This window comes from Amycolatopsis xylanica, from assembly GCF_900107045.1.
GTDB lineage: Bacteria > Actinomycetota > Actinomycetes > Mycobacteriales > Pseudonocardiaceae > Amycolatopsis > Amycolatopsis xylanica.
Genome location: NZ_FNON01000001.1, coordinates 670,813 through 684,303, shown reverse-complemented (window position 1 = coordinate 684,303; position 13,491 = coordinate 670,813). Strand labels below are relative to the sequence as shown.

General features: G+C 68.2%; 13 protein-coding genes. 10 read left to right on the top strand and 3 right to left on the bottom strand.

Going from position 1 to position 13,491, the window contains the following annotated elements; translation table 11 throughout:
• Window positions 1-60: 60 nt before the first annotated feature.
• The 3 genes from BLV57_RS02885 to BLV57_RS02875 are packed head-to-tail and all read left to right on the top strand — an operon-like array spanning window position 61 to window position 3,546.
• Window positions 61-930, top strand: a complete 870-nt coding sequence (locus tag BLV57_RS02885) for a HalD/BesD family halogenase (protein ID WP_091286203.1) — start codon at window positions 61-63, stop codon at window positions 928-930.
• 12 nt (window positions 931-942) lie between these two features.
• On the top strand, window positions 943-1,746 hold the full coding sequence (locus BLV57_RS02880; RefSeq protein WP_091286201.1) for a methyltransferase type 12: 804 nt from the start codon (window positions 943-945) through the stop codon (window positions 1,744-1,746).
• 9 nt (window positions 1,747-1,755) lie between these two features.
• A complete protein-coding gene (locus tag BLV57_RS02875; protein ID WP_425425937.1) occupies window positions 1,756-3,546 on the top strand; it encodes a choline/carnitine O-acyltransferase in 1,791 nt (596 codons plus the stop codon).
• A gap of 414 nt (window positions 3,547-3,960) precedes the next feature.
• Here BLV57_RS02875 and BLV57_RS02870 read toward each other — a convergent pair whose 3' ends face one another.
• The gene (locus BLV57_RS02870; RefSeq protein WP_091286196.1) at window positions 3,961-4,473 is read right to left on the bottom strand and encodes a mycothiol transferase; all 513 of its coding nucleotides are present in this window, start codon (window positions 4,471-4,473) and stop codon (window positions 3,961-3,963) included.
• A 45-nt stretch (window positions 4,474-4,518) separates the two neighbouring features.
• Here BLV57_RS02870 and BLV57_RS02865 point away from each other — a divergent pair, with 45 nt between their 5' ends.
• From BLV57_RS02865 to BLV57_RS02845, 5 genes are all read left to right on the top strand, one after another.
• Window positions 4,519-4,926: a fluoride efflux transporter FluC gene (locus BLV57_RS02865; RefSeq protein ID WP_091286193.1), complete on the top strand. Its 408-nt coding sequence runs from the start codon at window positions 4,519-4,521 to the stop codon at window positions 4,924-4,926.
• Window positions 4,923-5,294 carry a fluoride efflux transporter CrcB gene (gene crcB, locus BLV57_RS02860; RefSeq protein ID WP_091286191.1) on the top strand — a complete coding sequence of 124 codons (372 nt, stop codon included), beginning with the start codon at window positions 4,923-4,925 and terminating at the stop codon, window positions 5,292-5,294. Before BLV57_RS02865 ends, crcB begins: the two co-directional genes overlap by 4 nt.
• Before the next feature lie 100 nt (window positions 5,295-5,394).
• Window positions 5,395-6,612, top strand: a complete 1,218-nt coding sequence (locus BLV57_RS02855; RefSeq protein WP_091286189.1) for a GUN4 domain-containing protein — start codon at window positions 5,395-5,397, stop codon at window positions 6,610-6,612.
• Window positions 6,600-8,186, top strand: a complete 1,587-nt coding sequence (locus tag BLV57_RS02850; RefSeq protein WP_091286186.1) for an SPFH domain-containing protein — start codon at window positions 6,600-6,602, stop codon at window positions 8,184-8,186. Before BLV57_RS02855 ends, BLV57_RS02850 begins: the two co-directional genes overlap by 13 nt.
• A 25-nt stretch (window positions 8,187-8,211) precedes the next feature.
• Window positions 8,212-9,054: a DMT family protein gene (locus tag BLV57_RS02845; protein ID WP_091286184.1), complete on the top strand. Its 843-nt coding sequence runs from the start codon at window positions 8,212-8,214 to the stop codon at window positions 9,052-9,054.
• On the opposite strand, the gene BLV57_RS02840 is transcribed toward BLV57_RS02845, so the two are convergent.
• Complete coding sequence (locus tag BLV57_RS02840; RefSeq protein ID WP_091286181.1) at window positions 9,041-10,366, bottom strand: lysine N(6)-hydroxylase/L-ornithine N(5)-oxygenase family protein; 1,326 nt, start codon at window positions 10,364-10,366, stop codon at window positions 9,041-9,043. The genes BLV57_RS02845 and BLV57_RS02840 overlap by 14 nt on opposite strands.
• Before the next feature lie 171 nt (window positions 10,367-10,537).
• Here BLV57_RS02840 and BLV57_RS02835 point away from each other — a divergent pair, with 171 nt between their 5' ends.
• Both BLV57_RS02835 and BLV57_RS02830 read left to right on the top strand, forming a co-directional pair.
• Entirely contained in the window at window positions 10,538-11,479 is a 942-nt protein-coding gene (locus tag BLV57_RS02835; protein ID WP_091286178.1) for a methionyl-tRNA formyltransferase, read from the top strand.
• 22 nt (window positions 11,480-11,501) lie between these two features.
• A complete protein-coding gene (locus BLV57_RS02830) occupies window positions 11,502-12,512 on the top strand; it encodes an iron-siderophore ABC transporter substrate-binding protein (protein ID WP_245757123.1) in 1,011 nt (336 codons plus the stop codon).
• Between the two features lie 333 nt (window positions 12,513-12,845).
• Here BLV57_RS02830 and BLV57_RS02825 read toward each other — a convergent pair whose 3' ends face one another.
• On the bottom strand, window positions 12,846-13,451 hold the full coding sequence (locus BLV57_RS02825; RefSeq protein ID WP_091286176.1) for a hypothetical protein: 606 nt from the start codon (window positions 13,449-13,451) through the stop codon (window positions 12,846-12,848).
• Window positions 13,452-13,491: the final 40 nt, after the last annotated feature.

Below are 13,491 nucleotides of genomic sequence, written 5' to 3'. Positions count from 1 at the left end.
AGCGGCAGAGTCACCCCCTACCGCTGGGTAACCTCTCGGGAAACGAGGACGGGGGTACCCATGAGCACGTCCGAGGCTCTGGTTGCTGAACAGGTGATCGACACCGGCCGCTATCCCTTGTCCGAGCCCGGCGGCGCCGCGTGGCGCGAGGCCGTCTCGGCGACTCATCGTGAACTGAGGGAATCCGGGTGCAGTGTGCTGCCGGACTTCGTGCGCGCGGAGCTGATCGGCGCGCTGCGTGCCGAATGCGTGCAGGTCGCGCCGCTGGCCCACTTCGACGTCGAGACCGTCAACGCCTACAACATCGCCCTCGACACGCCGCTGCCCGAAGATCATCCGGGGCGGACGACCATGGAACGCGGCAACGCCTTCGTCGCGCGTGACCGCATTCCCGCGCACTACCTCATCCAGCAGCTCTACGGCAGCGGGCTGTTCCAGCGATTCGTGGCGGACTGCTTCGAGCTGCCGCAGGTGCACGAACTCGCCGATCCGCTGTCGGGGCTGGTGCTCAATGTGGTGTCACCTGGGCTTTCACATCCGTGGCACTTCGACACGAACGAGTTCACCGTCAGCATGCTCACGCAGGAATCCGAGTCGGGCGGTGTTTTCGAGTATTGCCCGAACATCCGGTCGGCGGCCGCCGAGAATTTCGATGACGTGCGTGCCGTGCTTGCCGGGCGTGGCGATCACCTGATCCGGCGACTTTCCTTGCGACCCGGTGATCTTCAGTTGTTCAAAGGCCGCTATTCATTGCACCGGGTGAGTACGGTGGACGGCGAGACAGCACGCCATTCGGCGATCTTCGCTTACAGCGAGCGTCCGGGGGTCATCGGCAGCGTCGAACGGACACGGCAGCTCTTCGGCCGGGTGCTGCCGGATCATCTGGCCGCGGCGGGGAACGCCGTCCGGGGTGACCAGCTGCTGGATTGAGGGAGACCGACCGTGCGCGCCGAGAACGCCGCCAAGACCTCGTTCGACCATATCTACACCGAGCCCGATCCGCGCGCGTTCTTCACCGCGCTGCGGGAACTGGACTACCGCATCCCGCAGCTGGCGAAACCGCATTTCACGAAATTCATCGAGGAATACCGGGAAGCGCACCGGGTCGAAGCGCCGACCGTGCTCGACATCGGCTGTTCCTATGGCGTCAACGCCGCGTTGCTCCGATGCGACGCGTCGATGGACGAGTTGTACGAGCTCTACGGCGAAAGCCCGCTGACCCGTGACGCGCTGCTGGTGCGCGACCGCGAGCTCGTGCGCCGCCGGTTCGGCCTGGCGAAGACCAGCTTCATCGGGTTCGACCGCTCCCGGCCCGCGCTCGCGTACGCGCTCGAGGCCGGGTTCATCGACGACGCGCTCGAAGCCGACCTGGAGCACAACGAACCCACTGAGCGGCAACGTGCCCAGCTCGCCGCCGCGGACATCGTGATCTCGACCGGGTGCATCGGCTACGTCACCGAGGCGACCATTTCGCGGGTCGCCGCCGCGCACGGCGAGCGCAGGCCGTGGATGGCGCATTTCGTGCTGCGGATGTTCTCGTACGAACCGATCGCGCGCGGCCTCGCCGAGCTCGGCTACGAGACCGTGGCCGTCGAAGGCGTGTTTAAGCAGCGGCGTTTCAGCTCGGCGGAAGAACAGTCTCAGGTGATCGGCACGCTCGCCGCGGCCGGAGTGGATCCGCGCGGACTCGAAGACGACGGCTGGCTCTACGCTCAGCTCTACCTTTCCCGTCCACGCACCACATAAAGGATGCCCGTGAACAACAGCCAGGAATGGTCAAGCCGCACTTTCGGCAACGAAGAACTCCTCCCGCGCGTGCCGCTGCCGACGCTGGAGGCGAGCTGCGCCCGGTTCCTCGAGTGGTGCACCCCGCTGCTGAGCACCGAGGAGCTGGCGACGACCGAAGCCGCGGTGAAGGCCTACCTGGCGCCGGAAAGCCCCGCGCACGAACTGCACGCCACGCTCAAGGCGTACGACGAGAGCGAGGGAGTGCACAGCTGGCTGGACACGTTCTGGCCGTCGCGGTACCTCGGCCGCCGTGACCGGATCGCGCTCAACGCGAACTTCTTCTTCCTGTTCAAGGAATCCGAAGAGAGCCAGCTCGAGCGCGCCGCCGGGCTCGTGGCGTCGGCGGTCAACTACAAGCTGCTGCTCGACGAGGAACTCCTGCCGCCGATCGTGCAGCGCGGGCAGGCACATTCGATGGTGCAGCACAAGTTCCTGTTCTCCGCCACCCGCATCCCCGGCGAGGTCCAGGACACCGCGCGCACGCCTTACACCGACGAATGGCCGGGCCCGTCGGCCGAGCGGCACATCGTGGTCTTCTTCCGCGGCGCCATGATCCGGATGGACGTGATCGGCCCCGACGGCGTGCCGCATTCACTCGAAGACCTCGCCGCCGGCCTCGACGCGATCATGAAGTCGGCTTCGGCGCCGGAAACCTCCGCCGGGCACTTCACCACGAAGGCCCGCGCCGAGTGGGCGTCGACGCGGCAGGAGCTGATCGCGGCAGGCAACGCCGAGGCACTCGACGCGGTCGAGACGGCGTTGTTCTGTCTCTGCCTGGAGGATTTCGCGCCCAAGGACACGCAGGAGGCGTGCGACCATCTTTTCCACGGCGACAGCGGCAACCGGTGGTTCGACAAGGCCGTCTCGCTGATCGTCTTCGCCGACGGCACGGCCGGGATCAACGTCGAGCACTGCCGCCTCGACGGCACCACGATCCTCGGTTTCACCGACACCCTGCTCGGCTCCCCCGCTGCGGAGCAGTCGGCTCGCTCGGGCGCCCGATCCCAAGGCGTCCCGGCGTTCGCGCCGATCGACTTCACGCTGACGCCTTCACTCCGCGCCGATGCCGAAGCGGCGGCCGCGGCCTTCGCGAAGTACGCGGCCGACAACGCGACGTCGATCGTGTCCTTCCAGGATTTCGGCGCCACCACGGCGAAACAGCTCGGCATGTCGCCCGACGGCTTCGTGCAGATGGCATACCAGCTCGCGCACAAGCGCACCAAGGGCCTGCTGGGCGCCACCTACGAGTCGATCGCCACCCGCCAGTACCAGAACGGCCGCACGGAGGCGATGCGCTGCGTCACCCCCGAAGCCGTCCGTTTCGTCGCCACGATGGAAGACCCGGCCGCGGACGCGGATACCCGCCGCGCCGCTTTTCGTGCGGCGGCGGCGAAACACGTCGCGCGTGCGAAGGAATGCCAGCTCGGCGACGCGCCCGAGCAGCACCTGTGGGAGCTGCAACTCATCCAGAAGCGGCGCGGCGAAGTCACGGAACCGCTGGCGCTGTACGACTCCCCCGGCTGGACCGTCATGCGCGACGACTACCTGAGCACCAGCTCGGCGCCGTCGTACAACATCCAGTACTTCGGCTTCGGCTCGACCAGCAGCAAATGCATCGGCGTCGCCTACGTGCTGCTGCAGGACCGGCTGAACATCTACCTCAGCACGCCGCTTCCGGTGGCGGACAAGATGTCGCTGTTCGCCGAGAACCTGGGCAACGCGCTGGTCGAGCTGCGCGACCTGCTCGCCTCCGAGTAGGGAGCCGGTCTCGGGCAAGGACTGGGGTCGTGAGTGTTGCGACCGGTTCTAACGGACCGGTACCTGGCTACCTACCACGCGAGTCTCGGCGCGAGTGGAAGGTTTGCTCCGTTAGATGCAGAAATTCTTCCACTCGCTCGAGCCCGTCGACCCTGGGCACGTGACAAGGGTCGCCCTTGCAACGCTCTGGGTGACAAAGGCCGCCCTTGTCACCCAGACCGGGGCCCGGCGTGTGGGAAACGGAGCGTTGAACGCCTCGTTTCCCACACACCACCACACATAAGTCACTTTCGTTCCGCTGAGCGTGACACAAGCCCCGCCCGTGCACGCCAGCCAAGGCCACGTCACGGGCGGGTCGTCGAATACCGGTTCGCTCTAACCGGCCGGAACACTCACGAGCCCTGGCACGAGTGGCTATTCGCCGACTTCGCCGTCGGCCATCTCGCGCAGGAAGTCGAGATGGCCGACGTGCCTGGCCGTCTCCTGGACCAGGTGCGCCAGCAGCCAGCGCACGGTGAACTCGCCCTTGCGCCGTGAGCGTTCCGCAGCCGCCATGCCGACCAGCGCGCCTTCCGAGCGGGCCCATTCGGCTTGATAAGCGGCGACCACCGAAGCCGGGGTGTCGTCGTCGGTGATGTTCCAGCTCGGGTCGGGGCTGCCCGCCCACAGGGACGGCAGGTCGCTTCCGCCGCCCTCGATCGAGAACCACCAGCGCTCAGCCGCGGTCAAGTGCTTGATAACGCCGAGAGCGCTCATGCCCGGCGAAGTCGCCAGAGGCGCGGCGATCGCCTGAGAGCGCGAAAGCCCGGCCACCTTGTTAACGGCTGTCGCGCGTAAGAAGCGCAGGAACTCCCATTGCAGGCGCAGTTCGTCGTCGGCCAGCGTCTCCGGCCACGCGCGCTCCACGCTCGAACTCGTGTTCGACATGGGCGGACCCTACCAGCAGCGCCGCGCTGTCTACACTGGACAGCGATGACCAAGGTGCCCGCCTCGACGCTCGCGGTGATCGCGGCAGGCGGCGCGATCGGCGCGTGCGCGCGCTACGGCGCGACCCTGCTCTGGCCGACCGGGGCGACCGCCTTTCCCTGGACGACGTTCGCCATCAACATCACCGGAAGCGCGCTGCTGGGTGTCGTGCTGGTGCTGATCATCGAGCGTGCCACCGTGCATCCGCTGGTCCGGCCGTTCGTCGGGACCGGGATCATCGGCGGCTACACCACGTTCTCGACCTACGCGGTCGACGCGCAACGGCTGATCGGCAACGGCCACGCGCTGACCGCGCTCGTGTACCTGACAGCGACCCTGCTGACCGCGCTCGCCGCCGTCTGGGCCGCCGCCGCGCTGACCCGTGCCGCGCTGGGCCGGAAGGATCACGCGTGAACTGGCTGCTCGTGATCGCCGGGGCCGTGATCGGCGCGCCGCTGCGGTATCTGACCGACCGGGCTGTGCAGGCGCGGCATGGCGGGGCGTTCCCGTGGGGCACCTTCACCGTCAACATGATCGCCTGTTCCGTGCTCGGCGGGCTCGCGGGCGCGGCCAGCTCCGCCGTCGTTCCGCAGTGGGTGCAGCTGTTCCTGGGCACCGGGTTTTGCGCGACGCTGAGCACGTACTCGACCTTCTCGTACGAGACACTGCGGCTGGCCGAGACCGGGGCGAAGCTCTACGCCGTGGCCAACGCCGTGATCAGCGTGGTCGCCGGGCTCGGCGGGGCGTTTCTCGGCGGCGCCGTGGTCCAGCTCTTCCTCTAGCGAAAGCGTCATTTGACGCATAGCGCGGCGACGCCCGGACGTAGCGTGGAGCCGGACTGCCCGGTCCCGCCCGGGCGGCCGGCGCCGTGCTGGAGGTCGTGTGTCACTCGTCGAGCGGTTCGTGATCGGCGTCGATATCCAGGGCTTCAGCGGGCGCGGCACTCGTGAGCAGGTCGAGCTGCAGCGAGCGCTCGACCGGATGCTCGACGACGCGGCGGAAAGCGCGGGGGTCAGCAGACGGAACTGGGAGCGCCGGGCCGATGGCGACGGGGAGTTCGCGGTGCTGCCCGCCGACGTCGACCTGCTCGCCATGGTGCGCGGGTTCGTCAACGAACTCGACATTCGCCTGATGGACCACAACGAGGACCACTCGCCGAAGATGAGGATACGGCTGCGCGTGGCCATGCACACTGACGTGCTGACCGACGGCGTGCTGGGCAGGGCCGGGCCCGCGCCGATCGTGCTGGCGCGGCTGCTGGACTCGGCTCCGGTGCGCGCGGCGCTGAAGGAACAGCCGACCGCGCATCTGGCCCAGATCATCTCGGAGCCGGTCTATCTGAAGGTGGTCATGTCCGGGCTCGGTGGACTGCGCCCGTCGCAGTTCGCGAAGGTGCTGGTGGATCTGCCGGAGAAGGACTTCCACCAGACCGCCTACCTCTATGTGCCGACGGGATTCCCCGCGCCCCAAACCGAATCATCCGCCGCTCGGCCGAAACCGCCGTCGTTTCCGTTCCCTGTCCCGCTGCCGAAACGGACACCGGCCGCGACGCTGCGCACCGAATCCGCGCCGGCGGCCGTCGAGGAGAGCCCGCCGCCCGAACTCACCGCCGCGCTGCGGGAGCGGGTGTCCCAGGTCAAAGCCGCGCTCATGGAGCGTCAGCTGGAACTCGCCGACACACTGACGACGCTGGCGGTGGTCGACTCGGCGGACCGCGGCCGTGCCGGGTGGCTCCGCATGCCGGACGGCGACCAGGTTCCGCTCGAGCTGATCAGCGCGCTGGACGCGGAATGGGCCGAGTATTCCTGCGGCGTCTGGGGTTTTCACGCTCAGGTACTGCGGCTGGCCGACCTCAAGCCGTTCGGTCGCCGCGAGTTCCGCGAGGTCTGCGTCCGGCTCGGCTGGCGGGCCGAGCCGGACGAGGTCGCGCTCCCCTATCCGTCCTTCGGTTCCCGCGCCGGGCAGGGCGGTCCCTTCTACCCGACGCTGCGAAATCCGGCCAGGGAAGCCTTCGCCGAGTGGCATCACGAGTGGGAGTCCACGGTCCTGTCGGTGCACGCCCGGCTGCGGGCACGGGAAGGGACGACATGGGCTACGTGATCCTGGTCTTGGTCCTCGCGGCCATCGGCTACGTCCTTTACGCCGGCCGGTATGTCATTCCGGCGGGCCAGGTCGGGATCGTCACCAAGAAATTCGGTGCCAGGGCGGCCGGTGACGACGAGCTGAAGGTCAGCATCGGCGGCGGAGCCGGTGTCCAGGCGCGGACGCTCAGGCCGAACACCAGGGGCTGGCTGCCGCCGTTCGTCTACGAGGTCGCGTGCGTCCCGCAGGTCGGCGTCCCCAACGGGACGATCGGCTTGGTGGTGGCCAAGGTCGGCAAGATCCGCCCGCCGGGACGGCCCCTGGCCGACCACATCGACTGCGACCATTTCCGTGACGGCGAGAAGTTCCTCAGGGCGGGCGGCCAGCAAGGACGGCAGCTGCAGGTGCTCACCAGCGGCCGCTACGCCATCAACACCGAGATGTTCGAGATCATCACCGTCGACACCCCGGAGGCCGCGGAGCGCGAGAAGGTGCCCGAGGCCGCGCTGCGTGAGGTGGAGATCCCGGTCGGCGCGACCGGCGTCGTGGTGACCAGGGCGGGCACCGAGCCAGACGAGGAGGAGTTCTCGGTCGGCCCCGTCGTGCCAGGCCACGAGAGTTTCCAGCTGCCCTGGGTGTTCCTGGACAACGGCGGGCTCAAGGGCGTCCAGGAGGAGACGCTCCGCGAAGGTGGCCAGTACGCCATCAACCCGTGGTTCGCCCACGTGGTCCAGATCCCGACCAGGGAACTGATCCTGGAATGGTCGAAGGACAAGAAGCCGGGCGGCAACCTCGACGCGGCGCTGGGGCAGATCGTGCTCGACGTCCAGGGCCACACGGTCCGGCTGGAGATGAAACAGACCGTGCGGATCCCGCGGCAGGCGGCTCCACTGCTGGTCTGCCGGTTCGGGGTGGCGGGGACCGAGCCAGACGGCCGGGACCCGGTCAAGCAGTTCGTCGTCAAGCAGCTGGCGTCCACGGTCGACGGCTACTTCAGGCGGGTCTCGGGCGGTTACCGGATCCAGGAGTTCATCACCAAGTACGACGACGTCTGCACCGAGCTCGCGGGTGAGGTCCGGCAGGCGCTCGCGCACACCGGGGTGATCGCGGTCAACACGAACCTCGAGGAGTTCGAGTGCGACCATCCCGAGCTCAACGCCCGCCGCCGCGAGATCGCGCTCATGGAGGAGAAGGCGAAACTGGCTCGTGCCAGGCTCGCCGAGCTCGAGGCCGAACTGCGGAACGAGAAGGTGCAGACCGAGATCGAGCTGATGCGCGTCAAGGTGGCCGAGGAGAACAAGAAACTCGAACACGTCAAGATCAAGGTGCTCGTCGAACTGCTCGGTTCCGAGTTCGTCGGCTTCGAGCGGGTGCTGGCTCAACTGGCCAAGGCCCAGGTCCCCGATCAGCAGGTCATCAGCGGGTCCGGCGGCGAGAGCGTCGACGCGCTGCTGCAGACGATGCCCGCTGCCCAGGTCCGCGGCCTGATCTGGGATGTCTTCAAGGACTGGGGTGCGGCCAAGGACGGCGAGCGAATGCTGCCCAAAACGCCCAGGCCACCGGCGGTCGGCACCAGGCAGGCGGCCGACTAGCGGTCCCCGGGCATAGGGTGATCGCATGTGGTGGGGACTGCTCTGCGCGTTGCTGGCCGCCTGCGCGTACGGGATCGCGTCGGTGATGCAGGCCGTCGCCGCCCAGGCGACCGAGGGCGACGGCGACCGGGTCGACCCCCGGCTGCTGATGCGGGTGCTCAAGCAGTGGAAGTTCCTGGCCGGGCTGGGGCTCGACGTGCTCGGGTTCGTGGCGCAGCTGGCGGCGTTGCAGACGTTGCCGTTGTTCGTGGTGCAGTCCGCGCTCGCGGCGAGCCTGGCGGTGACCGCGGTGGCGGCGATCAAGCTCGGGGTGCGGCTCGGCAGGCGCGAATGGACGGCGATCGTCGTGGTCTGTCTCGGGCTCGCGTTGCTCGGGGCGTCGGCCGAGAGTGAGGGCACCGCGACCGTCGGGACCGCGTTCCATCTGGGTCTCGGCGGGACGGTCGTGCTGCTCGGCCTCGCGGGGATGCTGCTGGGGCGGGCCAAGGAAAGCGTCAGGACGCCCGCGCTGGGGCTGATCGCCGGGCTGTGCTTCGGGATGGTGGCCGTCGCCGGGCGGATCATCCCGAGCGTGGCGCCGCTGGACCTGCTGACCGACCCGGCCGTGTACACGGTCGCGGTGGCGGGCGGGCTCGCGATGTTGTTCTACGCCAGCGCTTTGCAGCGTGGCGGGGTGACCACGGCGACCGCGATGATGGTCATCGGCGAAACCGTGCTGCCGAGCCTGATCGGGGTGATCGTGCTGGGAGACCGGACCCGCGCGGGGCTCGCGCCGGTGGCGATCGCCGGGTTCGTGCTCGCCGTCGCGGCGGCGCTGGCGCTGGCCCGCTTCGGCGAGCCAGCGCCCGAGAAGGTCAGCGCCCGCTGATGGCGTAGACGGGCTCTTCGGCCTGGACCTCACGGCGGTCGAGGATCGAGCCGAGGATCTCGCCGACGCGCACGGCCGTGTTCGACAGCAGCGAAGACGTGATGCCGTGCGTGTGCTCGGTGCCGCCCTGCAGGTAGATGCCACCACGCAGCGAAGCCGAGGCCCGCACCCGGTAGTCGCGCTCGACGACCAGGCGGCCGGAGTCGTCGCGCTTGCAGAACGACTCCAGCGAGCCGAACAGCGGCGACGCGTCGGCGGGCTGGTATCCCGTCGAGTAGATGACGTGGTCCGCGTCGAGCACGGTCCGCGAGCGGTCCACTAAGGACTCAACGGTGACCTGGACGCCCGCTTCGTTTTCCGTCACCGCGATCGGGCGGGAGACGTTGAACAGCCGCAGCCGCTCGACGCCGAGCACCTTCTCGCGGTAGACGCGCTTGTAGAGGTCGTCGATCAGCTCGATGTCGACCGCGGAGTAGTTGGTGCTGCCGTGATAGCGCATCAGCCGCTCCTTGACCTCCTCCGGCGCGTCGTAGAAATGCCCGACGGCGTCGGGGTCGAAGATGCGGTTCGCGAAGGAGCTGTCGTCGGCCGGGCTGTAGCCGTAGCGGGAGAAGACGCCGCAGATCTCGGCGTCGGGGAACCGGTCGTGCAGCAGCGCGGTGACCTCGGCGGCGCTCTGGCCTGCGCCGACCACGACGAAGCGGGACGCGGACTTCAGCTCGCCGACGCGGTGCAGCAGCTCGTGGTTGTGCCAGACGCGGTCGGTCCGCGTGACGCCCTCGGGCAGGTTCGGGCGCAAACCGGTGCCCAGCACCAGGTTGCGCGCGCGGAACTCGCTCACCTCACCCGCGACGACCGCGCGGACGTCGAAGTACTCGATGACGCCGCCGGCCACGACCGGGCGCACCTCGGTCACCTCGGACGAGTAGGCGACCAGGTCGTCGACCTTGGCGGCGGCCCACTCGAAGTAGTCGTGGAACTCGACCCGCAGCGGGAACAGGTTCTTGTGGTTGATGAAGTCGACCAGCCTGCCCTTGTCGTGCAGGTAGGCGAGGAAGGAGAACGAACTGGTCGGGTTGCGCATGGTGACCAGGTCCTTCATGAACGACACCTGCATGGTCGCGGTGTCGATCAGCATCCCCCGGTGCCAGCCGAACCGCGCCTGCTTCTCCAGGAAGTGCGCCGTCACCGGCGCCGCCGCGGTGGCGTTGTGCTCGGTCAGCGCGATCGCCAGCGCGAGGTTGGAGGGACCGAAGCCGACACCGACGACGTCGTACACAGGAACGTGGTCACCGGGCAGAGCTCGTGGCATTTGATTCCCCTCGCAGAGACGTTTGACAGAGGAAACCCTAACCTAAGTTAGGCTAGCCTCAGCTAGTGCATTCGAGGGTGATGTTCATCCCGCGAGGAGGCCTTGCGCTGTTAGGTTAGGCTTGCTTCACTTGCGGGGTTTGCCGAGCCCAGACGTCCAAGGAGGAGACCCATGCGGGTCGCGCTGTTCGGTTACCAGACCTGGGGCCACCGCACCCTGCAGGCGCTCATCGAGTCGGAGCACGAGGTCGCGCTGGTCGTGACCCACCCGGCCAGCGACCACGCCTACGAGAAGATCTGGTCCGACTCCGTCGCCGAACTGGCCGCCGCAAACGGCATCCCGGTGCTGCTCCGCACCCGGCCCGACGATCTGCTCGACGAACTCCGCGCCGCCGACCTCGACCTGATCGTGGCGAACAATTGGCGGACCTGGCTGCCGCCGGAGATCTTCACCCTCCCCCGCCTCGGCACGCTCAACGTGCACGACTCGCTGCTTCCGGCGTACGCGGGCTTCTCCCCGCTGATCTGGGCGCTGATCAACGGCGAGCCCGAGGTCGGCGTGACCGCCCACATGATGGACGACGAACTCGACGCGGGCGACATCGTGCTGCAGCGCTCGGTCGCGGTCGGCCCGCGCGACACCACGACCGACCTGTTCCACAAGACGGTCGACCTGATCGGCCCGATCGTCGCCGAGTCGCTCGACCTGCTCGCCTCCGGCAACGCGGTGCTGACCAAACAGGACCGCAGCAAGGCGAGCTTCTTCCACAAGCGCTCACTCGAGGACAGCCGCATCGACTGGACCTGGCCGGCCGAGGACATCGAACGCCTCGTCCGCGCGCAGTCCGACCCGTACCCGAACGCCTACACGTTCCACAAAGGACAGCGGGTGCGGATCACCGCCGCCTCGGTGTCCGAAGGCCGCTACGGCGGCACGCCCGGCCGGATCTTCATCCGTGAGGGCAAGGGCATCGTCATCGTCGCAGGCACCGACGCGCGCCGGGGCGACAAGCGCGGCCTGCTGATCGAGCGGGTCCGCACCGACGACGGCATCGAACACGACGCGACCGCGTTCTTCCCCGCCATGGGCGGGTACCTCAAGTCCCACCAGTAAGAAAACCCCCGAAAGGTCCCCTATGTCCCGCCGCCTTCTGGCCGGGCTCACCGCCGGTGTGCTCGCACTTTCCCTCGTCGCGTGTGGCAACGTCGAAGACAAGCCGACGACGCCCGCAGCCGGGTCGTCGTCGGCCCAGCCGGGTGCGTTCCCGGTGACGATCACGCACAAGTTCGGCAGCACGACGGTCGCGAAGGCGCCCGAACGCGTCGTCGTGGTCGGCACCTACACCGACGATCTGGACGCGGCGCTCGCGCTCGGGGTCACCCCGGTCGGGTTCTTCTCCGAGGGTCAGACCCAGCCAGACGGCGTCGCTACCTGGCTCAAGGGCAAGCTCGACCCGGCGAAGACCAAGATCGTGAACACCGGCGCGGGCCTCGACCCGGAGCAGGTCGGCAAGCTCAACCCCGACCTGATCCTGGCGACGGCGGCGTTCGGCCTTGACAAGGTTTACGAGAACCTCAACAAGATCGCGCCGACCATCGGCTACGAGAAGGAGTGGGGCGGCCAGAGCTGGCAGCAGCACGTCCAGGTCGCCGGCAAAGCGCTTGGCAAGGCTTCCGACGCCGACAAACTGATCGCCGACACCACCGCGCAGATCACGAAGGTCAAGACCGACAACGCGAAGGCGGCGGGCAAGACGTTCACCGTCTCCGTCGGCAACACCCCCGGCAAGATCTTCACGCTCGCGTCGAAGGACGACTTCGCGGTGAAGTTCGTCGAGGAGCTGGGCATGCGGCTGAGCCCGTCCGCGCTGACCGCGACCAAGGAGACCGCGGGCAGCCCGACCGGCTCGCTCAGCCCCGAGCAGTACGACAAGCTCGGCGCCGACCTGGTCGTCATCGCCTACACCGGCCCGGACCTGCGCAAGGCGGTCGAGGACAACCAGCTCGTCAAGGACCTGCCCGCGATCAAGCAGGGCAACTACCTGGTCATCGACATGGAGGCGATCACGCAGCTGCGGGCGCCGACGCTGCTGGGCATCCCCAGCTCGCTCGAGAAGCTGAACTCGGCCATGCAAAAGCTCGCCTGAGACGCTTGAGGGGTCGTGAGTGCTGCGGCCGGTTCTAACCGGCCGGAACACTCACGACCCCGATATCCGTGGCCACGCCGTGAACGAGGGGTTCCCCTGCTGCACCCAACGCAGTAGGCGAACCCCTCGTTCAGGCACGAAAGGCGTTGCGCGAGTGGTGACTCTGCTCCGTTAGACGCAGCAAAGTCACCACTCGCGCGAACGCACGATCCAAGCCTGGGGCCGATCTTGCAGTGAGGGGACCCCTGAGTGCTTACTAAGCTGAGACTTGTAAGGGGTCGTGAGTGCTGCGGCCGGTTCTAACCGGTCTAAACACTCACGACCCCTGGCCTCTTAGGCGAAGGGTTCGCTGACGTGGAACTGGTCGTCGAGTGCGGCGGCCAGGTCGGCGGCGAGGGCCGGGCCGTAAGGCTCGGCCCATTTTCGTACCAGGCCGACGAAATCGCGCAGGTCACGTTGGATCGCCGCGAGCCGCGCGGGCAGGTCCGCGAGCGGGATCTCGAGCGGTGGGGCCGTGGCCTCGCGGTCCGCGTCGGGCCAGAGGCGGGCGACGCCGGGGCCGAATTCGAGTTTGGGCTCGGGGTCGTGGCCGAGCCAAGGTTCGGCGCCGTGGACCAGGTAGAACCAGTCGCGCCAGTCCTCGAGACCGCAGCAGCAGCCGGGTTCGATGGTGACGCCGGTCGTGGTGTCGCGGGCGCGCAGGCCGCCGGACACCACGACGCGCTCCGATCCGGCCAGTGCGCGCAGGAGGCTGAACGCGTCCGGTGAGCCGGCCTCGCGCTGGTTGTACTCGGCGATGGCGGCGATCGCCTTGCCCACCTCTGGTTCCGCGAGGTCACCGGATAACACGATCAGGTCATCGGGCGGCTGGTCGGCGACCGGCCAGTGCCGGAACGGCGTGGAATGGTAAGCCGACACCACGGCCTGGAACTCGATCACGGGCCCAGTTTCACCCGTGATCGAGGCCCCACGCCTTCCT